Genomic DNA, 25,162 nt, shown 5'->3' on the forward strand with positions numbered 1-25,162 from the left:
ATTAGCTCAAAATGTATCGCTAACGATACTTCTTAATAATTGACGAGATATCATGTATCTCTATTTCGCTTGGCTTTTGTTCAGTTTTCAAAGAACTCGGCGTCGCTCATTGGCGACATTTAATATAATAACACATAGAAAAATCACATGCAATAGTTTTCTTAATAAAATATAAAAATTTCTATTTTATATAAAAAATTTAAATCAACATACGGTCAACCAATTGATTCTAATGATCACTTCTAATTTCAATAGAAGAATTATAAATATAACATGTGTACAATAAAAAAACAATAACAATCGAGCCTCTTTAAACTAACAGATGAAGAAGGAACAAAGTATCACAAGTAAGATATATAGGAGACACCCTTGACTACATATCATGCAATAGAGGTTTAGCATCCGCTAAACCTCTATATGAACATTCATAAAATTCCTTAAGCCCACCACATACCTGTTTGTTTTTCTTCAAAAATTACATTCTTTAATAGTTTTACCGCTTTTCCTAAACCTTCATCAGTAGATGCTAAAATATCTTCATGCTCAATAGACAACACATCATCATAGTTAATAGCACGCAAAGCACTTACGATATCTTTCCACATCTTCTCGTCACTACCATATCCAACAGTCCTGAACGTCCAAGCTCTATCTAACACTTCACTATAGTGCTTTGTATCAAGAACACCATTCTTCTTAATGTTCTCATGATCTAAGTAAGTATCCTTCGCATGGACATGGAAGATTGCATTCTCTCTTCCAAGTAATTTAATTGATTCAACTGGATCAATTCCTTGCCACACTAAATGACTCGGATCATAGTTTGCACCTATCATAGGTCCAACAGCATTCCGTAACTTCAATAATGTCTCTGGATTATACACGACAAATCCAGGATGCATTTCAAAGCCAATTTTGTTAATTCCATGATCTGTTGCAAACTTTGCTTCTTCTTTCCAATACGGGATTACTACTTCATTCCACTGCCACTCTAATACCTCAAGATACTCTGGTGGCCAAGAACACGTTACCCAGTTTGGAAATTTCGCTCCTGGATGATCGCCCGGGCATCCTGCGAATCCATTTACAACTGAAACATCTAACTTAGCAGCTAACTCAACTGTTTTACGCCACGATTCATGAGATTGCCTTGCGATCTCTTTATTCGGATGGAGTGGGTTTCCATGAAAGCTTAAGCCACTGATCGTTAATCCTTTATCTTGAATTATTTGTTTCAGCTTGAAGATTTCATTTTCATTCTCTAGTAAAAAAGCTGGATCACAATGGCTTGTCCCAGGATAAAAACCAGTCCCTAACTCGACAGATTGAATACCAAAGCTCGCTACCTTATCAAGCATCTGTTCAAAAGGGAGGTCTTGAAAAAGTACTGTAAATACACCTATTTTCATCGTAATCCCTCCTCTTTAATATCTACCCAAGATCTTGTACGGTTACTTTCTAGGATCGCTTCAATAATTTGCATAATATGATGACCATCAGCAATCGTAGCAAAATCACCAGCTTGCGTATCATTCTTCGAAACCGCTTCATAGAAGTTTAAGAAGAGATTCTTTAAGCCATCTGGCCAACCTTCTTGATGTCCACCTGGAAAATGCGCCATTTTTGAAGCATTCTCGGATAAAAGGGAAGGATCCTTCACTAATACCTCATTAGCCTTGTCTCTTCTACCTATCCATAATTCATTAGGCTTCTCTTGATCCCAAGCAAGTGTTGCTTGATCAGTTACTAAATCAAAATGAAAATTATTTTTTCTTCCGACACTTACTTGCGACACCGTGAAGACACCTTGGATATTGTCTTCAAATCTTACAAGAACACTGCCATAATCCTCCGTATCAATCGGAACCTCAACCATTTCTGTATCTTCTTTAGCTTGAGAGAAAGTAGTGTTTCCATCCTTTGATTTATATCTCACCTTATGAACGGTTCCAAGATCGGCACAAACACTAACAATTCGTTTTCCTAGAATATGCTCAACCGTATCACACCAATGTGATCCAATATCAGCAATTGCACGTGATTCTCCGTTTAGCTCTTTATCCATTCTCCAGCTATAATCAGTCACATTTGAGCACCAATCTTGAACATATCCGCCATAAACAAGGTTAGCTTTACCGTGTTTTTTTGTACGAATATCTTCTCTCATTTGCGCCACTAATGGATAAAATCGGTAATTAAAACAAATGCCACTTATAACATTGCTCTTTTTCGCAAGTTCCACTAATTCCTCTGATTGCTCACTATTGATTGCAAGTGGTTTCTCCGTCATTAAATGTTTTCCTGCTAAAAGAATCTCTTTATTAAATTGAAAGTGCAAATGATTCGTCGTGCAATTATGAATGACTTCTATATCTGGATCATTGATTAATTCAGTTGCATCAGCATATGCTTTTGGAATATGATGATGAGCTGCAAATTGCTCTGCTTTTTTTAGCTCTCTAGAAGAAACCCCTACTATTTCTATATTGGGTATTCTTCTTAGCGCTTCAATGTGTGAAGAAGCTGAAAATCCAGTTCCTAAAATTCCTACTTTAATTGTACGCATAGTTACCTCCCACTCCATTATTACTTATCGTTTTGCAGCTTTACGTCCAAACGCTACTGCTAGGATAATGATTAAACCACTAACCATCATTTGTTGACTGACATCTAATCCCATAATGATTAAACCGTTGTTAATCGTTCCAATTAGGATCGAACCAAAAATGGTTCCAACTACTGTACCTACACCACCGAATAAACTTGTTCCTCCAAGAATAACCGCAGCAATTACAGAAAGCTCTGCACCTTCACCAAATGTGAAACGCCCCGCTTCCAAGCGACCTGCAAATAACATACCTGCAAAACCAGCCATCATTCCTGAAGCCATTAACGCATACAGTTTTACTCTTGCAGTGTTAATTCCAGAAAATCTTGCCGCACTCTCGTTTCCACCCGCAGCAAGTGTCTGTCTACCAAACGTTGTTTTTCTTAGGACAATATGTCCAATAACAGCAATGAAAATCGTCCAAATGAAAAGCATTGGAATTCCAGCAATTTCTCCTGATCCAAATAAGAAAATAAAATTTTGGTTTAAGATAGGTACTGGAGCCGTTGCTGTAATCCACATTGCAAGACCTTTAACAATCCCCATCGTCCCAAGTGTCACTAAGAAAGATGGTATTAATACTTTTGTAACGAGTAATCCATTAACCAAACCAATAATTGCACCTGTTCCTAGACCTGCAACAATACCACCGAATAGGCCAAATGATTGAATCGCTAGCGCCGCAGTTAATGAAGATAGAGCAGCAATCGAACCAACTGATAAATCAATTTCCCCAGTCGAAATAACAAATGTTACTGCTACAGCCATAATCGAAATCATTGCTGTTTGCCTAACAATATTTAATATGTTGTTTAATGTTAAAAATCCATCTTCATAAAGAGTGATTGAAAATGTAATAAAAACCCCAATGAACGCGATATATACGATATAATTTCTCCAATCAAATGCAGGAGCTTTTGATGTTGTATTAATTGCTTTGGATGGCATGTTCTAAATCCTCCTCTGATTGAATCTCTTCACGTTTCAATTGACTTGTCACTTGTCCATTTCTTAAAGTAATAATGCGATCTGAAACCGCTAACAGTTCTGCTAACTCTGAAGAGATAACAATTATTGATTTTCCTTGATCAGCTAACTCTCGAATGATTTCAATAATCTCTGATTTTGATCCGATATCTACTCCATTTGTTGGTTCATCAAGAATTAAAATATTTGGTTCATTTGCTAACCATTTACCAAGTACAATTTTCTGTTGATTACCACCAGACAATAAATTAGTAGCCTTATAAATACTGTCTGTTTTAATATTCAATTTATCCACAAATCTTTCAGACAACTCAGTTACCTTGCTCTTGTTAATAAATCCAAATTTCGATACTTTTGATAGCACAGGTAAGATCATATTTTCTTTTACTTCCGTCCCCAACACTAATCCTTGAACACGTCGGTCTTCTGGCACTAGTGCTATTCCAGCCTCAATCGCATCTTTTGGCTTTTTAATACTAACAACTTTATTATTAATCACAATTTCTCCTTGGTCAGCTGAATCTACACCGAATAAAGTTCGTGCCAATTCAGTACGTCCACTTCCCATTAATCCAGCAATACCAAGTATTTCACCTTTATTTAGTGAAAGGTTAATTCCATTCACCTTTGAACCAGAATGCAAATTTTTCGTTTCTAACACAACTTCGGGATCTGGTAATTGTCTCGGCTTCCATTGAAAGCTATTTTCCATCGATTTACCTACAATGTGCTGAACAAGTTCTTCCATCGTTAGATCTGAAGAAGGAGACGTTATGACATTTTTTCCGTCCCTAAGAACTGTGATTCGGTCAGAAACCCGGAAAATTTCATCCATTCGGTGAGAAATATAGATGATGGACATTCCTTCTGATTTTAATTTATCAATTAGTTTAAACAACGTTTCCGTTTCATTTTTCGAAAGGGTCGCAGTTGGTTCATCCATAATTAAGAACTTTGCATTTTGTGCGAGCGCTTTAGCAATTTCGGTCATTTGCCAATAACCTACGATTAAATTTTCAATCAATGTATTTGGACTTATGTTTACGTTCAACTGTTTTAGTAAACTTTCCGTTTTTTTATACATGGCACCTTCATCTAATAAGCCATTTTTCTTCTTGATTTCGCGATTCAGAAATACATTTTGCGAAACCGTCATTGACGGTATTACACTAAATTCTTGGAAAATCATGGCCACGCCATTTTCTTGTGCATCTTGAGGTTTTTCAATCTGAACCTCTTTATCCTCAATAACGATCTTTCCTGCGTCTAATTGATAGACACCCGTTAGAATTTTCATAAGCGTAGACTTACCCGCTCCATTCCCACCCATGAGAGCATGAACTTCGCCTTTTTTCAATTCAAAATCTACATTATCAAGTACTGTTATTCCATTAAATGCTTTTGAAATTCCTGACATTTGTAATGCCATCTTATCCATTAAAATCACCCTTTTTTAAAAAGGGGTAAACACGTTACCCCTTTTCATTTTCTGTAAGGATTTGCAACTTATAGCTTGTTTACTTTAACCCACTCGCCTTTTTCTGATGACTCTAAAATCGCGTCACTAATGACACAAATTTGGTAGCCATCATCGAAATTAGGGTATACATCAATATCTTCTACAATCGCTTTTGCAAAATCGTATACCTCAATAATCTTTGTATCACCATAACCAATTCCTAGTGCTGGGATTGGCCATAGACCTTCTCCGTACGGATGAGCTGGACCAGTATAAACCGTTCTAAACCCTCTACGATCTGCTGGATCATCTGCGAAAAATACTTGCAATTCATCACGACGCTCGTAGTTAAACACAATTGATCCTTTTTCACCATGAATTTCAAATGTTAAGAAGTTATTGCGACCAAATGCATTTCTTGTCGCTTCGATGCTACCTACTGCGCCATTATCGAACTTAATAAGCGCCATTAGTTCATCATCAACGTCAACTTCTCCTTTAGGAACGCTTGCATCTGCTTTAACTGTTCCTAATTTGTCAACACCGCCAGTTTGAATTGGTCTTTCTTTTACCCAAGTTTGAGTTGTTGCCATAACATCAGTGATTTCTCCTACTAAATATCTCGCAAAATCAACAACATGTGTTCCAATATCACCTAGTGCACCTGAACCTGCAATTTCCTTATTAAATCTCCATGAAAGAGGAGAGTTTGGATCAGCAGACCAATCTTGAAGATACGTTCCACGGAAGTTTAATACTTTTCCGATAGCTCCCTCTTCAATATATTTCTTCGCAAGAGCTACTGCAGGTGTTCTACGGTAGTTAAATGCCACCATATGCTTAACTCCTGCTTCTTTAACTGCATCTAACATCGTTTTAGCTTCTTGTGCATTACGCGCTAATGGCTTTTCAGAAATAATATGCTTTCCTGCTTTCGCTGCTGCAATCGCGATCTCAGCATGCGAATTATTAGGAGTTACGATATCAACAATATCAATTTCAGGATTATTAATGATGTCCATCCAATTAGACGTGTACTCGTCATAGCCAAGTCTTGCTGCAGCATCTTTCGCTAGTGCATCTGTTACATCTGCTACCATTTTTCTATGTGTTAAAGCTGGAGCTGGCCAGAAATACATTGGCATACCCGCATATGCTAGTGAATGTGCTTTAGCCATAAATCCTGCTCCGATTAATCCTACGTTTAAAGTTTTCATGAAAAATTCCTCCTAAATAGTTACTAATTAGTTATTGTTGATTAGCTACGTCTTGAATTTCTTGAGGTGCTGAAGTTTGATAAACCATTTCCCATGCATCAAGAATATTATCTTGTGTTACTGTTAAAGCTGGAACCGCAACATATGAAGGCGCTTCTTTACCAAGTAAAGCATAGCCAGCTAAAATAGCTTCAGCCGTCCCTTGGTCATAAGGAAGTTGTGCACCTAGACCTTTAATCGGACCACCTCTTGCAATATCTAACCCTACGTTTGTACCTAAATCAATTGTTGTAATGACTAAATCATCTCTACCCGCAGTTCTTGCAGCTGCTAAAATTCCTTCTGTTGGTACATCCCACACCCCGAAAATACCGTCTAAATCAGGGTTTGTCGTTAACATTGCAGATGCTACTTGTAATCCATCATCAGGACCCATGATGCCTCCACGAGCTACAATTTCAATATTTGGATATTTTTCAGCCATAGTTGCTTCAAATGCTTCTGTTCTTTGCTTTGTTACAAAGAAGTCTGCGTCATGATAAACCACACCAACTTTACCTTCACCACCAAGTTGTTCAGCCATGATGTCGGCCGCAGCAACTCCATTACCGTAGTTATCAGCAGATACAACACTTACATAATCTGTACCATGTTCTAAGTTACTTGGAACATTATCCATAAACACTAACTTAACACCTTGTTCTGCAGCTCGCTTATATGCTGAAGCTGTTGAAACAGGATCTGTCGGGATACTTACGATAATGTCAGGATTTCTTGCTAGAACTGATTCAAGGTCTGACACTTGCTTCTCTGCACTAAATTGCGCATCTGTTACAGAAATAACCTCAATGCCCATCTTTTCAAATGCAGCTTGTAAGCCATTAATTTGTGCATTTGACCAGTCATTACCTGCATAGTGCATAACAAGGGCTGCTTTGTAATTTCCTTCACGAATTTTCTCAATATCTTCGACCGTTAATTCAAGTGTTTTTGCTGAAACAGCCTCTTCTCCGTGTGGTCCTTTACTGAGAATTTCTTGATCAGAAGGAATGTCTTGATTAATGGTCATTGGCTCAGTTACTGCTTCTGTTGCTGTTTCTGAACTTTCTGGTGTTGTTTCAGCACCATTTTCCCCATTTGGTGCACTCTCCGAGTTACAAGCAGTTAATACAAGCAGACCCGCCAATAGTGTAGCCGCTAAAATTCTTTTTGATTTTTTCATCTAAATCGTTCCCCCTAGATTTTACTTATCGTATTTTTTTAAGAAGTCAAAGCTTGTTTGTGCCCCTTGTTTTGGATCTTCGTAACTATCTAATTCAACAGTAATCCAACCATCGTAACCAAAGCTTTGAAGCGCTACCATCATTTCATCAAAATTTTGCTTTCCATTTCCTAATGGTAGAAACTCTCCATCTTTGTAATCTTTTAAGTGAACGTATTTTATTCGATCTTTATACATTTTAATGAATTCAATTGGGTCACCGCCACCAGCTTCAATATGGGCAGTGTCAGGACAAAAATCAATCGTTGTAAATTGAGCCAACTTTTCCACTTGTTCAGGTGTTTCACCCAATGAACCTAAGTGTGGATGATAACTTGCTACTAAACCATGTTCTTTAGCAATTTCCATGACTTGATTTAAGGCTTGTCCTAATTTTTCATAGTCGCTTTCTAAAATGCCACTTCCTCGTATCGCACCACCACCGACAACTAAATGTTCAGCACCAAATTCAGCTGCAAGCTTTGCTACTTTTGAAATCTTTGCTAATTCTTCATCAAGGATTTCATCAAAGACGAAGTTCCCACCTGTGTAGACACCGATTAATTTTAATTGTAATGAATCGAGTAAGCTTCGGAATGTTTCTTTATTATTTTCATATTGCATTAAATTCCCATCAAACAATTCAAAGCCAGTGTAACCAACGCTTGAAATATCTTTAAGTGCTTCTTCTGTTGAACCATTTGCCATATAGTAATTGTCTTTGAGCGATGTTACTCCACCTGGATGTCCAACAACCCCACCCCAAGTATTTGTTTGATAACCTAATTTCATTAAGAATCACTCCTTATATATGTTTCATTTATGTTCATTGGTATGCTTTGATAATTGTCGTGAAATATGCATCACCCTTTCACAAAATGAAATCGATTACATTAATAGTTAAAAAATCAATCCTTTTTGATTCAAAAGCTAGATTGTTGAATTAACTTTTCCACCACATGATTCTCTAATAATTAATTCATCTGCAAGGACAAACTGTTTTCTTTTTACCTCTTGACCATCTAATATTTTCAAAAGAAGCTCCATCGCTACGTTACCCATTTCAAATTTCGGTTGAGAAATTGTGGTTAATGCTGGTTCGAAAATTGATGAAACCTTAATATTATCAAAACCAACAATCGCAATGTCCTCCGGAACTTTCAATCCTTGTAATTTAACAGCCTTAATCGCCCCTATTGCCATCTCATCATTTGCAGCAAAGACTGCTGAAGGTCGGTTGTTCAAAGCTAGTAATTTACTCATTTGATTAAATCCAGATTCGTATGTGAAATCTCCTTCTTGAACAAAAACTTCTTCATAAAATAAATCATTTGTTTCAAGTGCTTGCTTATACCCTTTAATGCGATCTCTACTTAAGATGACGTTTGTTGGTCCAGTAATATGAGCAATTCTCGTATGGCCTAATTTAATGAGATGCTCCGTAACTTTCCTCGCACTACTAATATTATCAATTGAGACAATTGGGATATCCGATCCTTCGATATACTCGCAGGCTAACACAACTGGATAGTCTTGAGAAATTTCAAGCAGGGAATCTTTATCCATTCTTGCTGTTAACAAAATCATTCCATCAGCTAGACGTTGCTTTAATATTTCCAAATAACGCTGTTCTTGATCAATGTTATTAGACGTATCACCAAGTAGTACTTGATAGCCCTTTTTATGAGCTACAGATTCAATCCCCCGCAGCACTCTTGAAAAAAAAGGGTTCGCTATATCGGGTACAACAACCATAATGGTTTTCGTTTCATTAGTACGAAATTGCCTAGCTAACATATTAGGCTTGTAATTAAGTTCTTGAATTGCTACCTCTACTTTTTTTCTCGTTTCTGGCTTAACTGTCTCTGGTTTACAAAGAGCTCTTGAAACTGTTGCGACAGAAACACCAGCTTTTTTTGCTACATCACTCATTTTAGCCATGGCATTACCCTCTCCAGTGTAATCGATTACATTATAGAATCAATTAATACCTTAAAATTGAAGTATAGGAATACGTTACCAATCAATTGAAAGGGGAATCTGACAATCTTCGACACCTGAATGTAATCGATTACAATCAGACGCGGTAATAAATCAAATAATATTTTGTAACTGCTTTCATTATATTATATTTAATAAAAAATGCAATGGTTTTTTTAAAAAAAATTATTGCTTTTTAATTCACTATTTAACAACCTTGATATGGCGTTGTTTAGTCAATAATGATTTTATATTGTATGACCTTACCGCACTTCAGAAAGTTATGGTAAGGTCATAAACATTCAACATTCAACTACATATCCCTTAATGTTCCTTCTAAAGGACTCCTACCATTTGAAAGAGAGGAAGCATCGTTGCTAAAAATAGTAGAAACACAACTCCTCCAACCATAATAAAAAACGTTGGTTGAATAACTCGAAGAGCTCTCTGGAATGACTCATCAAGCTCTCGAAACAACATTTCACTATAATGGACAAGATCATTAGCAAGATAGCCTGTTTTTTCACCATTTTCAATGACAAATGATAGCTCTTCTCTATAGTAAATCCTGTCATGAATCAATCTTGCCAATGAATGACCTTGATGCAATTCGTGAGAAAGTTGCGTGCACTCTTGTTGAAAAAATGGTAGATAATCTTGTTCATTAAATAAATGCAGAGCCTGTTGTAAAGTCATCCCTACCCCTAGCATCCTTCCAAGCTGCAAGGAAAAATAGTACGTAATGATCGTTTGGACATATTTACCGAGAAAAGGTAAAGATAATAACTTCAACACCCTCTTATATGGTGACCATGACTTCATCTTGTACCAATAATATAGTAATCCGATGAAAAGGAAAAAGAAAATCATTAAGAAGAAGTAAGGAGAATATTGAAGGAATATCAGCAAGAGCTTTGTTAATAATGGTAATTCAGTCGTTGTCGCGAAAAAGGAACGAAAATGAGGAACAACAAATTGGTACATTAAGACAAGAAGCAGAAGGCAAAACCAAAGGAGCAAGATGGGATAACGGAGAATCTTGACTAATTCTTGTTTCATTTTTTCTCTTTGTTCTAATATAGTACCAGCACGGATGAAACCTTCAGCTAACTCACCTTGTTGCTCATAAAAATAGAGAAATGATTTAAGACTTGGGGGAATATCAAATAAGTGAAAAGCTTCATAGGCAGGGTGTCCTGATTTCAAACTTTCGAGAACATCGGAGATTTGTTTCTTTGTTGGGTTCGATACATGGAGTTGAATAAACGTAAGAGCAGCGTTTAAGGGATATCCTTGTTCTAATAATCGACCAATCCTGACAAAGTGATTCGCTGTTTTCTGTAAGTGCCTATTTTTTCGTCGTTTCAATCTTATTTTTTTATTCATTAATAACCCTCAACATTTCATCATCTGATAAATAACCTAGCGCCCAAGCTTTTTTCGCTGCTGCTTTGAATCCCCATTCTGCTCCCGCTTTTCGACTCACAAATGCTTCACTCAAAGCCTTCCCTTTCAGTACTTCAAACAATGCAGCTCTAGATCTCGTTCGATAACGCTCACAGTGTCGATCACAGAATCCTTGGCAAATCGGACACTTTATCTGAACTAGTTGCTGAGATAAAACCATTTTACAACATTCAGATAAATCTAATTTTGAGACACCTAAGTCAAGCATACGTAAAAGGGCGGCATAACAACTGCTCGCATGAACGGTTGCCAGCACTAGATGACCAGTCAAAGCAGCACGTACCGCAAGGGAAGCGGTAATTTCGTCTCTTATTTCACCAATTAAAATGACGTCTGGGTCATGCCGTAGGCTCGCTTTTAGAACCGTGTCAAAGCTCATTCCTGCCCTCATGTTCACTTCTACTTGTATAATGGTAGGAATCGGTCGTTCGATAGGGTCTTCTATTGTAATAATTGACCTCCCTCCTTCTCTTATGATTTGTTCAATTATTGCATATAAGGTTGTTGATTTACCTGAACCAGTTGGACCAGAAAGAAGACAGAGACCTCGGGGCATTTTACTAACCTCAAATAGCGTATTACGAGAATGCTGAAGGACTGATAAGGAAGGCAACGCTTTAGAAGATAAATGAGGGAGAATTCGAATTGCTAAACTTTCTTTATCTTTTGTGGGTAATGTCGACAAACGCAGAGAAAAAGAAGAAGATTTTGTGAGGTGGATCATTGACGAACTTTGGGGTTTACGACGTTCACCTATATCCATCCCAGACTGGTATTTAAAATGACTAATTAAACGATCAGCTAGACTTGGTAAAAGCTCTTTCCAATGTTCTAGCTTACCATTAAGGCGATATGTCATAAGACACTTATTTGGCATTGGAACAAAGTGAACATCTGTCGCTTTCATCTGAATCACCTCATCAATAATAGACCGACTATATTGTTCAATATCGTACAACTCAACTCTCATCTCCTTACATATTAGTTAAGGGTTGGCTAACTAGAAATTGCAGCCGCCCTTTTATAACTTACCTATTCAACAGAAATAAACAATTTCCTTCTTAAATTTGCATAAATCTTTATATTTAGGTTACAGTATAAATAAGATCGATGGGCTATCGCCAAGCGGTAAGGCAACGGATTTTGATTCCGTCATGCGTTGGTTCGAATCCAGCTAGCCCAGTAACCTTTTAATTAGCCAAGTGGAATTTCCCCATTCCCCTTGGCTTTTTTATTTGTAGAGCATCTCATCTGGATTTCCGTATTCGTTCCTTTGATTTTCTCATTTTAATTAATGTCATAGCAGGCTGCTTTCTAATCCATTGAATAAATTTCTTCATTTGTTCATCCTCTCTTAAACGTTCAATTGTCATCAACCTCTCTGCTAATTCAGCATTTGTGTATAAGGCATGGATTTGTTTATGACAAGGGATACATAATTCCGCAGTAGGAAGATGTGCTCCTCCTTCCTCCCTTGGTGTTAAATGATGTCTCGTGAGTTCGACTTCTACCCTAGCACACAATTCACATTGACCGATTTTATGCTTCACCTTAAATCCCTTCCATCCTAGTTGATAACTAGCCTCTTTTCTTCCTTTCTTCAATTATTGTTGTTTAATTCCTCTTTTTTCTGCAAAAAGAAACACAAATTATAGTCGAAATTTGCTACGATAGGGATTGATGTATGAACGAGAGGAGAACTTTGCATGCAAGTAGCTTACTATCAGGACAAGCTGATCCATCTTCCTACCTGCGAACGTGATAAATGGCAACAATTATATATGGCTAGTATGAGACAAGAGGTCACTTGTATACATTGTCATACTCCTTTGCGTATGGAAATTGGTATACATGCTCCTGCCCAATTCTCTCATTCTCAAATGACACAAGAATGTCAGACTGTAGCTAGCCTTATGGAAAGCAAGCTTCAAATAAAAGAGCAAGCAGATGAAAATCAGAACCATTCCAACAATGACTCTAGTATTCACCTTCCTAAGCGTAGGGCAATATCGGATTCAAGCGTCAGTGAAGACCGAATTTGGAAGGAACCCGAAACAATCAAAGCCATTCCAACTTTCCATGACAAACAGACTCATGAGAATTCTAAAGATCTTAGTGGTTATCGTCTTACACTGAAGGAAAAAGGCATTTATCTTGATGATAATCAATGGTCAGCCGTAACAACAACAGAAGGACCACTCCTTATCCTTGCAGGTGCTGGTAGCGGAAAGACCCGCGTACTCACAACTCGAACAGCCTATATGTTATCTGAGTTGGACTACTCACCTAAGGAAATGATCCTCGTTACCTTTACAGCAAAAGCTGCAAAAGAAATGAAAGATCGTATGCGTATTTATCCAGGACTTGACCCAGCGATTCTTCAACAATTAGTTGTCGGTACATTTCATAGCATTTTTTATAAAATGCTCTTGCACCATGAACCAGAACGCTGGGATGCAGCCAATTTATTAAAACTGGAATGGCAACGTCAGGCGATGTTAAAAGAAGCTGGTCGAGAAATTGATCTCGATGAAAAAGATTTCGCATTTGATCAGGCTCTCACTCAAATTAGTTGGTGGAAAAATCACCTTCTATCACCAGAGCAGGTTAAAGCCAAGGATATTTGGGAAGAGCGTGTTTCCTATTTGTATAAACGGTATGAACAAATGAGACAAGCCAAGCGTTTATTCGACTTTGACGATATGCTGCTTGGTACCCATCGTCTTCTAAGTGAAAATCCACGACTATTGAAACGTTATCAACAACGCTTTTCTTATGTGTCGGTTGATGAATTTCAAGATATTAATAAAGTACAAGTTGAATTGATTACCATGTTAACAGAACCTACAAAGAATTTATGTGTGGTTGGTGATGATGACCAGTCCATATATGCGTTTCGTGGAAGTGACCCATCATATATTCTTTCCTTTAAAGAACGCTATAAGAATACGAAAGTCGTTGTACTGGATGAGAATTATCGCTCTAATCATGAAATCACTTCATCAGCGAACAATGTGATTACAACAAACCGAACTCGTTTTCAAAAAACGCTTCGTGCCCAAACGTCTATTGATCAAGCTCCTCTCCTTTTTTATCCGTATGATGAAGAAGAGGAAGCGACCATGATTGTTACTGACGTGAAAAAACAACTCGAAAATGGGGCATACCCTCGAGAATTTGCTGTCTTATTTCGCACAAACAGTTCAGCTAGAGCATTGCTTGAACGATTTATCTCTTCAAGTATTCCATTCCAGCTTGATGCAGATGGCGAATCCTTTTATCGCCGAAAATCAGTTCGGAAAATCCTTGCCTATCTTCGTTTAGCTATGAATCCTGACGATAGCCAAGCCATGTCCGACTTAGTCGGAGCACTATTTTTAAAGCAACATGTTATTCAAGACATAAAAGCAACGAGTATAATGGAAGATTGTACACTTGTTGAAGCCCTACCACATATTCCTGGACTCCAAGCGTTTCAAACGAAAAAACTCGCTTCATTGCCTGAAAAATTTAATCAGTTAAAAACAATGTCCCCTGTTGAAGCCATCTCTTTTATTGAATCTAGTATGGGATTTAATGATTACGTTAAAAAGCAAGGAAATGAAGGGAACAAAATGGAACGAGGTTCGGATGATGTTCGTGACCTAAAAGTGGCAGCTAATCTCCATACTTCCATTCATGCCTTTTTAGAGCACACAGAACACATGGTTGCAAAATATGATGAGCTGCGTAAACAACGTGGAAACATAGAAGCCGTCCAGCTAATGACAATTCATCGAGCTAAAGGTTTAGAATTTAAACATGTATACATTATTGGCGCGGCAGAGGGCGGTTTACCTCATGATTATGCACTTGACGCTTGGCGTGAAGGCGATGACAAACCACTCGAAGAAGAACGACGTCTCATGTATGTTGCGATGACAAGAGCAGAGGAGAGTTTAAAAGTTTCTACACCAATGATGAGACGTGGAAAAAAAGCATTTCGCTCTCGGTTTGTACGTGAAATGCAACGTTTTGCTCCAAAACAACAACTTAGCCAATCAGAAAGGAGTAGATAACGTGAAGCAAACAGAGATGATTAATAAAACAAAGCAATGGGTAAAAAATCAGTTACTCGAAGAGAAAACTGGTCATGACTGGCAACACATTCGACGTGTGACAAAGCAAGCAGAGGAAATGGCAGAGGTGGAGGGGGCAGATAAGCTAGTTGTTACACTAGCAGCACTTACTCACGATCTTATTGATGATAAAGTCGTCGAAAGTGAAGAGCAAGGACTACAGATGGTGAACCAATGGTTTAGTGAAATTGGCCTATCTGATACAGAACGGAATCATATTATCAACATTATTACATCAATGTCCTTTAAAGGAGGAAACAACAAAGCAATGACAACCCTTGAAGGAAAAATCGTCCAAGATGCCGACAGATTAGATGCCCTTGGTGCAATTGGAATTGCCCGTACATTTATCTATTCTGGGAGTAAAGGACAACCGATGTATGACCCGGCACTATCTGTTCGTGATTCGATGACACTTGAAGAGTATCGAAATGGTCAATCAAGTGCGATTAATCACTTCTACGAAAAGCTTTTAAAGCTAAAGGACCTGATGAATACAGAGGAAGGAAAAAGAATAGCCAGTGTGCGCCACACATTTATGGAAGAATTTCTTGAACAATTTTACGATGAATGGGGAAATGAATAAAACGATGAGCAGTTGCCCTTGTGGGTACTGCTCATTTTTTTAATATCAATTGAGCTACGGATTCACTACTTTAATAGCCGTTACTTCATTTAGATTAAGCTCTATGTTGTGAGGTGGGGCTTCCATTCTTAACATTATTTTTTCATTTTCAATCTTCTCGATTAGCCCAATATACGTCATTCCTTTTACTTGTAACTCTGTATTCGGCTTAATCGTATCAGGCATCGATTGAATGTACGTTATTTTCTCTGAAATGGATCGTTCTTCTACATCGATCTGTTTATTTACGAGATTTACTTTAGCTACTTTTGTCTCCCAAACCTTAACTTTATCTTTTTGCACCTGGTCTCTTGCTTCACGACTAGTGTCGGATTTTGTTTCTTCTCGTCTCCCTACTATTTCTTGCTGCACTTCTTTATCAAGCTCTTTTTTCCGATAAAAGAACTCCTGGTTATCCACTTCTACTTCTGTTTCTTTTGCTTGATGAATATAAAGCAATGGTAGTGTTCGCTTTGGCATTTATATCCCTCTTTCCATAAATAAGTATAGTTATTTTTATTGTTAAACTAATTGATCTATGCTTTTATTTCAATTTATCCTGGCGGCCAAGGGAGCGGTGGCGGCTATTCCGTGGAGGACAGGGAGGTGGCTTTTGGCCTTGGCTCTTTTTGCAAACTGACTGGGGATATAGTTGTGGTTCAAGCTCGGGATTTAGCTCAAGCTCTGAATGGAGAACTGGTCGCTAACATTTCCACCGACGGCCAATACACCCTAGAGGCCGCTAAAGTTCACTACTAAAATAGCACCTTAAATACATGTGATGTTCTAGGAAAATAAAAAGACTAACTCAATTAGGTATAATAAAACCTTTTTGAGTCAGTCTGTTGTTCTCGTTATTATTTAAGACATTGACAAAATATTATAGCCACTGTCAACGTGAAGCATTTCACCTGTAATTCCCCTTGATAAATCACTCATTAAGAATAGTGCTGTATCGCCGACCTCTTCTTGCGTCGTTGTACGACGAAGTGGCGCGCGCTCTTCAATTTCCTTTAATACATCGTTAAAGCCACCAATACCTTTTGCAGCAAGTGTTCGAATCGGGCCTGCAGAAATGGCATTCACCCGAATATTCTCTTTTCCTAAATCATTCGCAAGGTATTTTACACTTGCATCAAGTGAAGCTTTTGCCACACCCATGACGTTGTAGTTACGAACAACTCTTTCGCCCCCTAGATATGTAAGAGTAACAATGCTTCCACCCTCAGTCATAAGTGGACGTGCTGCTTTAGTAACAGCTGTTAAAGAGTACGCACTAATATTATGAGCTAAAAGAAAGCCTTCACGAGTTGTGTTTAAGTACTCTCCTTCTAACTCCTCTTTATTTGCAAAAGCAATACAGTGAGCGATACCGTGAATCACTCCGACCTCATCTTTAATACTTGCAAATGTCTTATCGATTTCAGCATCATCCGTTACATCACAAGGTAAAATCAGATGATCTTTTCTCTCTAGTGTTCCCATTAAATCACGTACATTTTTTTCTAATCTCTCACCAGCATAAGTGAAAATAAGACGAGCACCTGCATTCGCTAAAGACTGAGCAATTCCCCAGGCAATACTTCGCTTATTTGCCACACCCATGACAACGTATGTACGATCAGTTAAAGAAAGTTGTATCATTTGTTCTCCTCCATTACGAGTTGTTATTAATACCAAGTACTAATAATTATAGCATATCTCTTTATTCTTTGTAAGGTTCAACACAAACATCGCTTATCCCTTCTTAGTTGGAATATTACGCTTTTCATATTGGCATGTTGGACATGTATAGATAACATTCTGATTCGATTGTGCCGTTAATAAGTTCGTAATCGGCTGCTCACTACGACACATGGGACAAACAACTAGAACTTCAGACATACGAGTAGCCTCCATTTTTTTTGTTAGTTTCTCCAGTAACATAGTAAAGGATACATAGCTCGTTAGATCATAATTCATTAACATCTCTTTCGTGCTATAAGTCATGCTAAAACCCCAAACAAAAAGCTCCCTTCAACAAACAAGAAGGGAACTTTTCTAGTTACTCGTACGACTTCTTGCTTAAGAATGTTTTTGGTACATCTGTCCCTCTCGTTCCTCGTGAATCAACAGGCTCATTTTCTGGTGGATAGAATATAATGAAGCTTTTTGGTCCAGATTGAGCAAGAATCCGTGGTAAACTTTCTAACTGTGGATGCCAAGCAAGCGTACCTCTTCTTGCACTAAAGACAACAATGACGTCATCTTGACGCAGAAATGGCATATAAGTTTGGTGCCACTCATTCCAAGATTCTAGTCGTGTCATTGTCACTTGAGCCTCTGGTTTAATAGCTTGAAAATCTTTTTCATAGCTAATTGTTTCATCTTTAATAATATAACAAGCAATGGCAGCACCAAGCCGATTAGCTAACTGCTTTACTTTTTGAATTGAGTCATAATAACCAGCTTTATGGTCAAAGCCAAATGGGATAAGAATCACAATTCGTTTTGTAATGTTTAATGGGTGACCAAGCTTTGAAACAATGATCATTTGAGTAGAATTCTCAAGTAGCTTATCGAGTACACCTCCAAAGATTTTTTGAGGTGTTGATAGCTTTCCGTTCCAACCAATAACAGCGGTTGTGATACGTGATTCATCCATTGCACGGATCATTCCTGTTGTAATATTAGAGTCGATTCTCGTAAGCATATGAATAGGAACTTCAGCTCCTGCTGCATAGCTTACAGCATGTTGCAGTAACTTCTCTGCTTCGACAATGCGCGCTTGTGATCCTTCCCTGTTACCTTGAGCAACGGACAATGTGTATAGAGGTTGTGGCGATTGTCCGCGAATAATAAAAGCTAAATCCATAAGTGATTCCATCGTTTTCGGGTTAGCAATCGGTACCATCACTCTCTCAGGTGCCGTTGAAGGCTCATAAGGCTTTTGCGCTTCTTTTAGCGCAATGATTCTTGAAAATTTTTCAACTGTATAAGGGCCAATCATACAAGTAATCAAAATCATAACAATTACGCCATTTACAGTTGCTTGATCAAAAAAGCCAAGGTCATAGCCTACGAGTGTTGCAGCCAACGTAGCTGCAGCTTGTGGAATCGACAAGCCAAAAATTAATTTAATTTCCTCTATTGAATAATGATAAATTTTACCAGCAATCCACGCAGCTAAAAATTTACCAATGATAACAAGTATTACAACTATCGATGCCATTACCCATGCTGAGGGATCAGATAAAAGAATTCGTACATCCATTAACATCCCCACTGATAAAAGGAAAAATGGAATGAAAATTGAATTTCCAATAAACTTAATTCGATTCATTAATGTCCCTTGTTCAAGAATAAAACGATTTAGGGCAAGCCCTGCTAAAAAGGCACCAATAATTGGTTCAAGACCAGCAACCGTTGCAAAATATGCAGAGACAAATAAAACAGTCATAACAAAGATATATTCTAATGATCCTTCACTACTCAATGTCCTAAAGAAGAATTTCGCTACAATTGGAACGATAATAAAGACTCCAGCTACATATAAGCCAAGCGATACAATGAGCATGAACCAAAAATCAGGAGTTAATTCTCCTTGAGTCGATCCCGCAACAATAGCAAGGATCAACAAAGCGAAAGTATCTGTCATAATTGTCCCACCAACAGCTGTGGTGACTGCCTTATTTTTCGAAATACCTAAACGACTCGCAATTGGATATGCGAGTAATGTATGAGAACCGAGTAATGAACCTAACAAAATAGCAGCTCCAATGGAGAATCCATAATAGAAGGTAACGATTATTCCTAAAATGAAAGGAATGGAAAATGAAAGAGTTCCAAACACTAAGCTTCTTGAACGATACTTTTTAAAACCGTCTAAATCAATTTCAAGACCTGCAATAAAAATAATATAGAGCAATCCAACAGTTCCTAGCAGGATAATTGTTGGGTCACGATCAAGTAATCCAAGCCCATTAGGTCCAATAATAACACCTGAAAATATTAGGCCAATAATACCAGGTATCCTTAGCTTCGCCATAATAAGCGGAGCAACTAAAAAAATAATCATTGCGATTGCAAATATTAAAACTGGATCTGTAATGGGTTGAGAGAACAAACAAGTTCACACCTTTATTTATATTTTGCTTACGATTTATTTATCGTAATGAAAAAAATCACAGGATGTCAATTAGTAACCTTGATGTATACCCTTTCAATTTCATTTCTATGTTTTTTTGCCATCATGTATGTAAATTCAAACGTAAATGGCAATGTATCTATAGAGTGATCAATTGCATAAAAAGGCTCCATTCGCTAAAATGTGAATCATCTTAAGAATATTTTTCCAACCTTAATGGAAAGGAGCAAGTGAATGTATGACGAAAATTGATATTATAGGAGACATTCATGGATGTTATGATGAACTTATTGCTTTATTATTATCACTTGGCTATCAAAAGTTCGATAATATATTTGTTCATCCCGAGGGGAGAAAACTAGGTTTTGTCGGTGACTTAACAGATCGCGGACCACGATCATTAGAGGTCATCAACCTTGTTGCATCCTTAGTAGAGAATAATCAAGCTTATTATGTACCAGGAAATCATTGTGACAAGCTGTATCGCTATTTCTTAGGGAGAAACGTACAAATTCGTCACGGCTTAGAAACAACAGTCGCTGAACTACAACAATTATCAAAAAAGGAATATGAAGATATTCGCCATACATTTATGAGCTTAGTTGAACACTCTCCTCATTATCATGTTCTAGATACCGGAAATCTCGTCCTTGCCCATGCTGGTATTCGTTCCGAAGATATAGGAAAAACGACTAAAAAGGTCAAATCCTTTGTCCTTTATGGTGATATTACTGGAGAAACCAATCCAGATGGGACACCTGTACGACGTGATTGGGCAAAGCATCATCAAGGTCAGCAATGGATCGTTTATGGACATACCCCTGTAAAAAAGCCACGCTTTGTTCATCATTCAGTGAACATCGATACAGGTTGTGTGTTCGGGGGAAATCTAACTGCATTACGTTATCCAGAAATGGACACAGTTCAAGTGCCTTCAATGCAGCCTTTTGTTGCAGAGAAGTTTCGGTCTTTTGATGAAGAGTAGAGGGGATTCCCCCTCTACTTACTCCATTGACCACTTTTTGAGATAAGCTCTCATATCTTCAGGCAAACCCTGCTCAAATGTTGTTACTTTACCATTAAACGGATGCTCAAATTCAACTCGGTAACAGTGCAGAGCTTGACGATTCATTTCATCCAGGATTCCACCATACAAATCATCACCTAATAACGGATGTCCCAAGTGCGAAAAATGAACACGAATTTGATGTGTACGCCCAGTCTCTAAATTAATATCGACAAATGTCGCATGCTCTGTTGTTGCCTTTACTTTATAGTGCGTTACAGCACGTTGTCCGCCTTCCCTTACTTCACGAGAAATAATACTGTCCTTACTTCTAGCGATTGGAGCATCGATTGTTCCTTCTTTTTCTGCCACAGCCCCTTCAACTATTGCTTGATAGTATCGTTTTAGCTTTCCAACCTGTTGAAGCTTTGAAAGTCGATCATGGGCAAGCCTATGCTTAGCTACAACTAGTAATCCAGATGTGTCTTTATCTAAGCGATTAACTGCATGAAATGTAGCAGGAATCCCCTTTTCTTTGTAATAACCTAGTACGGCATTTGCAAGTGTATGATGCGGATGTTCACGTGAAGGAATGGTCGCCATTCCTGCTTCTTTGTTCATGACAAGTAGATGTTCGTCTTCATAGACAATATTAATATCTACCTTTTCTGGTTGAACAGCATTACTTACTGTTTCAGCAGGTAGCATAATGATGACTTGATCTCCTTCATGAATCATGGCTCGAACAGTGACCTCTTGACCATTTAAGAAAATCCTTCCACCATTGAACTTTATTTCGGCTAATGCCTTCTTAGAGATCTGACAATGTTCACGTAAAAAAAGCCGAAGCAACTGCTTATCGCAGTCGCTTCCGACAATCCATTTCAGTGTAGCAATCCCATTATTCACGAATAAACGACTCCTTCACTCGCTTCCAAAATGGAAAAGGACGAAATCTAGCAAAGCGAATCTTTTCTTCAGCTACACGGCATTGTAGTGATTTAATACGTTTATGATCTAACGTATAGTGATCAATTGTCACTTGAATATCAACATCATTTAATGGCTTAAGCAAACAAGTATGATGCTGCGGAAGCACAAGAGGAGAACCTACAGTCCTGTATACACGATTATTGATCGATGCCATTTCTGATATTTGAATAGAAGCAAGTGATGGGTGCAATATCGCCCCACCAAGGGCTTTGTTATATGCCGTACTACCAGATGGAGTTGAAATGCATAATCCATCTCCACGGAAAATTTCAAAAACATCTCCCTTAATTTCAACATTACTTACTAGAGAACCTTCAAAACTCTTAATCGTACATTCATTTAAAGCGAGATGACGCTCTGAATTCACGTTACCCTCATGCCTAATCACAACCTCAAGCAATGGATACTCGACAATCTGGTAAGGAGTTTTAGCAATATGTATAACTAGCTTTTCAACTTCATCAGGTACCCAATCGGCATAAAAACCAAGATGCCCTGTATGAATACCTACAAATGCCGTATCTTCAAGACGATCACTATAATCATGAAAGGCTTGCAAGAGTGTCCCATCTCCACCAACGGTGACAACCATTTCTGGAGCCTCTTCGTCGTGCGTTAAACCAAATTCAAGTAAATAACTCTTAATTCGTTGCTGAAGTGTATTTGATACGTCGTCGCCTCGTGATGTGACGGTAAATTTCATGACACCCTTCCCCCTTTTGTTAGAGCTTTCTTCCTTGTTCTTGCTTAGTCGTAATAATTTGCTGGGCTTCTCTTACTTCATCACGAATAATTGACATTTCCTCATCTAGCAAAAATGCAGCCTCAGCTGCTCGTTGAAGCCGCATTTTAATATCTTCTGGTATTTCACCACTATATTTATAATTAAGAGAATGCTCAATTGTTGCCCAGAAATTCATCGCTAATGTTCGTATTTGTAATTCAACTAGGATTTTCTTCTCCCCTTCAATTGTTTGAACAGGATAACAAAGCACGAGATGATAAGAACGATAACCACTTGGCTTTTTATGAACGATATAATCTCGCTCTTCCATAATTTCAAAGTCTTTTCTCAATCGAATTAACTCAAGAACGGTTTCAATATCTTCGACAAATTGAGTAACGATGCGAACACCAGCGAGATCTTGCATATCCTCTTCCAAACGATTGAGTGGAATATTTTTACGCTTTGCTTTATCTAAAATACTTGAAACAGGCTTGACCCTACCTGTTACAAATTCAATTGGAGTATGCTTAGATGATTTTTGATATTGCTCACGAATTCCTTTTAATTTGATTTTCAATTCCTCAACTGCTTGCTTATAGGGTGTTAAGAAGATATCCCAGTTACTCATTCAATCACCGTCCGTTTTATCCTATGTGTGTTGCGCGAAAACCTCTTGCACAGCTTTCTCCATCTCCTCACCATAATTACCGTTACCCTCTATATTTTCCGTTAAAAAAGAGAGTTCCTCACAAATAGATGTCAGCTCTATGACGACTTCTTCGTGTAAAATGAGCTCTAGCTTCTTCGCTTCGGTATATAATTGCTTTAAATCCGACCAAGTTTTTTGTGAGAAGTTTACATAGTAAAATTCTGTATCATCTTCTAATATGTATATAAAGGCAAGATTATCTGAATCAACGAGCATACGCTCTCCCGCTCGAAGTGATTGAGCTAACTCCTTATCGATCACCTCTGATACCGTTGCAATATAATGATCATTTTCTTTCTTTATTGTTTCAACATGTAACTTCTTCATTATGTCCCTCCAACTAATTTAAATCACTTTTCTTTTCCATAAGATGCCCTATTTATTTTAACATATTTTCCTGCTAAATACGTACCATAGCCATTGAGAGATCTTATTCAATATGACATAATAAAGACAAACTTCAAATCAAGCTTTCTACCTTTTAAAATAAAGTAAGAATGATTGTCTAGAGGACGTGACAAAATGGTGCAGGAAATTGAAATAGAAGCGAAATCGATGGTAGCAGAGCAAGGCTATCACATCCTTCTAAAAGGATTCAATCTAAAAGAAACAGATGCTGTTACTCAACATAACCATTACTTTGAAACACCTAACTTTTCATTAAAGGAAAAAGGATCAGCTCTACGCATTCGCGAAAAGAATGCAATCTATACACTAACATTGAAGCAACCACATAATGTCGGTAAGCTCGAAACACATCAAACAATTTCAGAGGCCGAATGGCAAGAAGCTATGGCTAATCATCAGCTACCTTTAGGAAATGTATATAGACAACTTGAATCATTGAACATTCCTATTACACAACTTCAATACGTAGGTTGTCTAATGACTAGTCGAATTGAAATGAACTATAATAATGGTATTCTTTGCTTCGATAAAAGCCATTATTTTGACCAAATTGACTATGAAATTGAGTTTGAAGGAACTAATGAATTGCATGCTCAAAACACCCTATTGACTCTGCTAGCTGAGTACGATTTGAGTCCCTTACCTACTGAAAATAAAGTGCGACGTTTCTTTCGTCGAAAACATGAAATAGTAAAATGATACTTACATTCGTTTGCAATGATAAAATGAAGAGGTGTATATAATGGATCTTTCCTTTCTTAATAACATGAATGGAATTCAATTGCAAAGTAGTTTGTACGCAGCAAATAGGCAACAGCAACCTTCTTTGATCCAGTCCATGTTTTCATCTTTTCTACAGGATCAAATGAACAGTCTCCAACTAGAAACGGCTCCTGTAAGAAATATGGATTTATTTCTTGATCCAACACTTCAACAGAGAATCGTTCAGCTACAAGCAAATGCCAGTTCTACAACAACAAACAGCTATTCATTACAAACAGCGAATCCTGTCGTTGATCAAGTTTGGACAAGCACTCTATCAGATAGAGAGGCGCGCTTTCAACCTTTTATTGAGGCTGCTGCTAAAAAATACAATGTAGATCCGAAATTAATTCATGCTGTTATTAAGCATGAATCAAACTTTAATCCAAATGCAAGAAGCCATGCTGGTGCTGCTGGACTTATGCAGTTGATGCCACGTACTGCTCGAAGTCTTGACGTTCAAAATATGTTTGATCCTCAACAAAATATTAATGGCGGTGCAAAATATTTACGTCAAATGCTAGACCGTTATGATAATAATGTTCAACTTGCTCTGGCTGCATACAACGCTGGTCCAGGTAATGTAGACCGCCATGGTGGCATCCCACCATTTAAAGAGACTCAAGCTTATGTTCCTCGCGTCTATAACACATACATGAACGCATAGCTTTTGATTAAACACTATATAACAAAAGGTCTATTCCTTGGT

Annotated in this window: 24 protein-coding genes and 1 tRNA gene; 6 read left to right on the forward strand and 19 right to left on the reverse strand. The window is 37.7% G+C overall.

Annotated elements, in window-relative coordinates; translation table 11 throughout:
* Window positions 1-437: 437 nt before the first annotated feature.
* The 10 genes from IQ10_RS16565 to comGA all read right to left on the reverse strand — a co-directional run bounded on the left by IQ10_RS16565 (window position 438) and on the right by comGA (window position 11,937).
* Entirely contained in the window at window positions 438-1,409 is a 972-nt protein-coding gene (locus tag IQ10_RS16565) for a sugar phosphate isomerase/epimerase family protein (protein ID WP_144451584.1), read from the reverse strand.
* Complete coding sequence (locus IQ10_RS16570) at window positions 1,406-2,566, reverse strand: Gfo/Idh/MocA family protein (RefSeq protein WP_144451585.1); 1,161 nt, start codon at window positions 2,564-2,566, stop codon at window positions 1,406-1,408. Before IQ10_RS16570 ends, IQ10_RS16565 begins: the two co-directional genes overlap by 4 nt.
* A 24-nt stretch (window positions 2,567-2,590) precedes the next feature.
* Window positions 2,591-3,556: an ABC transporter permease gene (locus tag IQ10_RS16575; protein WP_144451586.1), complete on the reverse strand. Its 966-nt coding sequence runs from the start codon at window positions 3,554-3,556 to the stop codon at window positions 2,591-2,593.
* Window positions 3,537-5,033, reverse strand: coding sequence for a sugar ABC transporter ATP-binding protein (locus IQ10_RS16580; RefSeq protein WP_144451587.1), 1,497 nt, complete (start codon window positions 5,031-5,033; stop codon window positions 3,537-3,539). The genes IQ10_RS16575 and IQ10_RS16580 overlap by 20 nt, the downstream gene beginning before the upstream one ends.
* Window positions 5,034-5,101: 68 nt before the next feature.
* Entirely contained in the window at window positions 5,102-6,271 is a 1,170-nt protein-coding gene (locus tag IQ10_RS16585; RefSeq protein WP_144451588.1) for a levoglucosan dehydrogenase, read from the reverse strand.
* A 31-nt stretch (window positions 6,272-6,302) separates the two neighbouring features.
* The gene (locus tag IQ10_RS16590) at window positions 6,303-7,493 is read right to left on the reverse strand and encodes a substrate-binding domain-containing protein (protein WP_144451589.1); all 1,191 of its coding nucleotides are present in this window, start codon (window positions 7,491-7,493) and stop codon (window positions 6,303-6,305) included.
* 21 nt (window positions 7,494-7,514) lie between these two features.
* On the reverse strand, window positions 7,515-8,324 hold the full coding sequence (locus tag IQ10_RS16595; RefSeq protein ID WP_144451590.1) for a sugar phosphate isomerase/epimerase family protein: 810 nt from the start codon (window positions 8,322-8,324) through the stop codon (window positions 7,515-7,517).
* 138 nt (window positions 8,325-8,462) lie between these two features.
* Window positions 8,463-9,473: a LacI family DNA-binding transcriptional regulator gene (locus tag IQ10_RS16600; RefSeq protein ID WP_144451591.1), complete on the reverse strand. Its 1,011-nt coding sequence runs from the start codon at window positions 9,471-9,473 to the stop codon at window positions 8,463-8,465.
* 375 nt (window positions 9,474-9,848) lie between these two features.
* Window positions 9,849-10,898 (reverse strand): competence type IV pilus assembly protein ComGB, encoded by a 1,050-nt coding sequence (gene comGB, locus IQ10_RS16605; protein WP_144451592.1) that lies wholly within the window; start codon window positions 10,896-10,898, stop codon window positions 9,849-9,851.
* Window positions 10,891-11,937: a competence type IV pilus ATPase ComGA gene (gene comGA / locus IQ10_RS16610; protein ID WP_158640068.1), complete on the reverse strand. Its 1,047-nt coding sequence runs from the start codon at window positions 11,935-11,937 to the stop codon at window positions 10,891-10,893. Before comGA ends, comGB begins: the two co-directional genes overlap by 8 nt.
* A gap of 153 nt (window positions 11,938-12,090) precedes the next feature.
* Here comGA and IQ10_RS16615 point away from each other — a divergent pair.
* A tRNA-Gln gene (locus IQ10_RS16615) sits at window positions 12,091-12,162 on the forward strand.
* A 64-nt stretch (window positions 12,163-12,226) separates the two neighbouring features.
* On the opposite strand, the gene hlpB is transcribed toward IQ10_RS16615, so the two are convergent.
* Window positions 12,227-12,529, reverse strand: coding sequence for an HNH nuclease-like protein HlpB (gene hlpB, locus IQ10_RS16620; RefSeq protein WP_144451594.1), 303 nt, complete (start codon window positions 12,527-12,529; stop codon window positions 12,227-12,229).
* Between the two features lie 156 nt (window positions 12,530-12,685).
* Here hlpB and IQ10_RS16625 point away from each other — a divergent pair, with 156 nt between their 5' ends.
* Together IQ10_RS16625 and IQ10_RS16630 are read left to right on the forward strand one after the other, a co-directional pair.
* Window positions 12,686-15,037 (forward strand): ATP-dependent helicase, encoded by a 2,352-nt coding sequence (locus IQ10_RS16625; RefSeq protein WP_144451595.1) that lies wholly within the window; start codon window positions 12,686-12,688, stop codon window positions 15,035-15,037.
* 1 nt (window position 15,038) lies between these two features.
* Window positions 15,039-15,683 (forward strand): HD domain-containing protein, encoded by a 645-nt coding sequence (locus IQ10_RS16630; RefSeq protein WP_144451596.1) that lies wholly within the window; start codon window positions 15,039-15,041, stop codon window positions 15,681-15,683.
* A 54-nt stretch (window positions 15,684-15,737) separates the two neighbouring features.
* Here the strand turns inward: IQ10_RS16630 and IQ10_RS16635 are convergent, their stop codons facing one another.
* The 4 genes from IQ10_RS16635 to IQ10_RS16645 form a co-directional block, all read right to left on the reverse strand.
* Window positions 15,738-16,202 carry a CotO family spore coat protein gene (locus tag IQ10_RS16635; protein ID WP_144451597.1) on the reverse strand — a complete coding sequence of 155 codons (465 nt, stop codon included), beginning with the start codon at window positions 16,200-16,202 and terminating at the stop codon, window positions 15,738-15,740.
* A 381-nt stretch (window positions 16,203-16,583) separates the two neighbouring features.
* Window positions 16,584-17,366, reverse strand: coding sequence for an enoyl-ACP reductase FabI (gene fabI, locus IQ10_RS16640; protein ID WP_144451598.1), 783 nt, complete (start codon window positions 17,364-17,366; stop codon window positions 16,584-16,586).
* Between the two features lie 93 nt (window positions 17,367-17,459).
* Window positions 17,460-17,606 (reverse strand): hypothetical protein, encoded by a 147-nt coding sequence (locus IQ10_RS18215; protein ID WP_199757444.1) that lies wholly within the window; start codon window positions 17,604-17,606, stop codon window positions 17,460-17,462.
* Window positions 17,607-17,766: 160 nt separating this feature from the next.
* Window positions 17,767-19,827 carry a cation:proton antiporter gene (locus IQ10_RS16645; RefSeq protein ID WP_144451599.1) on the reverse strand — a complete coding sequence of 687 codons (2,061 nt, stop codon included), beginning with the start codon at window positions 19,825-19,827 and terminating at the stop codon, window positions 17,767-17,769.
* Window positions 19,828-20,086: 259 nt separating this feature from the next.
* Between IQ10_RS16645 and prpE the strand changes: the two genes are divergently transcribed.
* Window positions 20,087-20,833 (forward strand): bis(5'-nucleosyl)-tetraphosphatase PrpE, encoded by a 747-nt coding sequence (gene prpE / locus IQ10_RS16650; protein WP_144451600.1) that lies wholly within the window; start codon window positions 20,087-20,089, stop codon window positions 20,831-20,833.
* An 18-nt stretch (window positions 20,834-20,851) separates the two neighbouring features.
* Here the strand turns inward: prpE and IQ10_RS16655 are convergent, their stop codons facing one another.
* Genes IQ10_RS16655 through IQ10_RS16670 form a run of 4 tightly spaced genes read right to left on the reverse strand, consistent with a single transcriptional unit; the run spans window position 20,852 to window position 23,610 of the window.
* Window positions 20,852-21,763 (reverse strand): RluA family pseudouridine synthase, encoded by a 912-nt coding sequence (locus IQ10_RS16655; protein ID WP_144451601.1) that lies wholly within the window; start codon window positions 21,761-21,763, stop codon window positions 20,852-20,854.
* Window positions 21,756-22,550, reverse strand: a complete 795-nt coding sequence (locus tag IQ10_RS16660) for an NAD kinase (RefSeq protein ID WP_144451602.1) — start codon at window positions 22,548-22,550, stop codon at window positions 21,756-21,758. The genes IQ10_RS16655 and IQ10_RS16660 overlap by 8 nt, the downstream gene beginning before the upstream one ends.
* A 19-nt stretch (window positions 22,551-22,569) precedes the next feature.
* Window positions 22,570-23,202 (reverse strand): GTP diphosphokinase, encoded by a 633-nt coding sequence (gene yjbM / locus IQ10_RS16665; RefSeq protein ID WP_144451603.1) that lies wholly within the window; start codon window positions 23,200-23,202, stop codon window positions 22,570-22,572.
* A gap of 21 nt (window positions 23,203-23,223) precedes the next feature.
* Window positions 23,224-23,610, reverse strand: a complete 387-nt coding sequence (locus IQ10_RS16670) for a UPF0738 family protein (protein WP_144451604.1) — start codon at window positions 23,608-23,610, stop codon at window positions 23,224-23,226.
* A 195-nt stretch (window positions 23,611-23,805) separates the two neighbouring features.
* Here IQ10_RS16670 and IQ10_RS16675 point away from each other — a divergent pair, with 195 nt between their 5' ends.
* Together IQ10_RS16675 and IQ10_RS16680 are read left to right on the forward strand one after the other, a co-directional pair.
* Window positions 23,806-24,390, forward strand: a complete 585-nt coding sequence (locus IQ10_RS16675; protein ID WP_144451605.1) for a CYTH domain-containing protein — start codon at window positions 23,806-23,808, stop codon at window positions 24,388-24,390.
* A 43-nt stretch (window positions 24,391-24,433) separates the two neighbouring features.
* Window positions 24,434-25,120, forward strand: a complete 687-nt coding sequence (locus tag IQ10_RS16680; protein WP_144451606.1) for a lytic transglycosylase domain-containing protein — start codon at window positions 24,434-24,436, stop codon at window positions 25,118-25,120.
* Window positions 25,121-25,162: the final 42 nt, after the last annotated feature.

It is taken from the genome of Halalkalibacter nanhaiisediminis (genome assembly GCF_007830185.1).
In the GTDB taxonomy this organism is placed as follows: domain Bacteria; phylum Bacillota; class Bacilli; order Bacillales; family Bacillaceae_D; genus Halalkalibacter; species Halalkalibacter nanhaiisediminis.

What these genes read in the sequence shown, in the direction of transcription:
- IQ10_RS16565 (WP_144451584.1), bottom strand. Translation starts at nt 1,409, where the DNA reads ATGAAAATAGGTGTATTTACAGTACTTTTTCAAGACCTCCCTTTTGAA.
- IQ10_RS16570 (WP_144451585.1), bottom strand. Translation starts at nt 2,566, where the DNA reads ATGCGTACAATTAAAGTAGGAATTTTAGGAACTGGATTTTCAGCTTCT.
- IQ10_RS16575 (WP_144451586.1), bottom strand. Translation starts at nt 3,556, where the DNA reads ATGCCATCCAAAGCAATTAATACAACATCAAAAGCTCCTGCATTTGAT.
- IQ10_RS16580 (WP_144451587.1), bottom strand. Translation starts at nt 5,033, where the DNA reads ATGGATAAGATGGCATTACAAATGTCAGGAATTTCAAAAGCATTTAAT.
- IQ10_RS16585 (WP_144451588.1), bottom strand. Translation starts at nt 6,271, where the DNA reads ATGAAAACTTTAAACGTAGGATTAATCGGAGCAGGATTTATGGCTAAA.
- IQ10_RS16590 (WP_144451589.1), bottom strand. Translation starts at nt 7,493, where the DNA reads ATGAAAAAATCAAAAAGAATTTTAGCGGCTACACTATTGGCGGGTCTG.
- IQ10_RS16595 (WP_144451590.1), bottom strand. Translation starts at nt 8,324, where the DNA reads ATGAAATTAGGTTATCAAACAAATACTTGGGGTGGGGTTGTTGGACAT.
- IQ10_RS16600 (WP_144451591.1), bottom strand. Translation starts at nt 9,473, where the DNA reads ATGGCTAAAATGAGTGATGTAGCAAAAAAAGCTGGTGTTTCTGTCGCA.
- comGB (WP_144451592.1), bottom strand. Translation starts at nt 10,898, where the DNA reads ATGAATAAAAAAATAAGATTGAAACGACGAAAAAATAGGCACTTACAG.
- IQ10_RS16625 (WP_144451595.1), top strand. Translation starts at nt 12,686, where the DNA reads ATGCAAGTAGCTTACTATCAGGACAAGCTGATCCATCTTCCTACCTGC.
- IQ10_RS16635 (WP_144451597.1), bottom strand. Translation starts at nt 16,202, where the DNA reads ATGCCAAAGCGAACACTACCATTGCTTTATATTCATCAAGCAAAAGAA.
- fabI (WP_144451598.1), bottom strand. Translation starts at nt 17,366, where the DNA reads ATGATACAACTTTCTTTAACTGATCGTACATACGTTGTCATGGGTGTG.
- IQ10_RS18215 (WP_199757444.1), bottom strand. Translation starts at nt 17,606, where the DNA reads ATGTCTGAAGTTCTAGTTGTTTGTCCCATGTGTCGTAGTGAGCAGCCG.
- prpE (WP_144451600.1), top strand. Translation starts at nt 20,087, where the DNA reads ATGACGAAAATTGATATTATAGGAGACATTCATGGATGTTATGATGAA.
- IQ10_RS16660 (WP_144451602.1), bottom strand. Translation starts at nt 22,550, where the DNA reads ATGAAATTTACCGTCACATCACGAGGCGACGACGTATCAAATACACTT.
- yjbM (WP_144451603.1), bottom strand. Translation starts at nt 23,202, where the DNA reads ATGAGTAACTGGGATATCTTCTTAACACCCTATAAGCAAGCAGTTGAG.
- IQ10_RS16670 (WP_144451604.1), bottom strand. Translation starts at nt 23,610, where the DNA reads ATGAAGAAGTTACATGTTGAAACAATAAAGAAAGAAAATGATCATTAT.
- IQ10_RS16675 (WP_144451605.1), top strand. Translation starts at nt 23,806, where the DNA reads ATGGTGCAGGAAATTGAAATAGAAGCGAAATCGATGGTAGCAGAGCAA.
- IQ10_RS16680 (WP_144451606.1), top strand. Translation starts at nt 24,434, where the DNA reads ATGGATCTTTCCTTTCTTAATAACATGAATGGAATTCAATTGCAAAGT.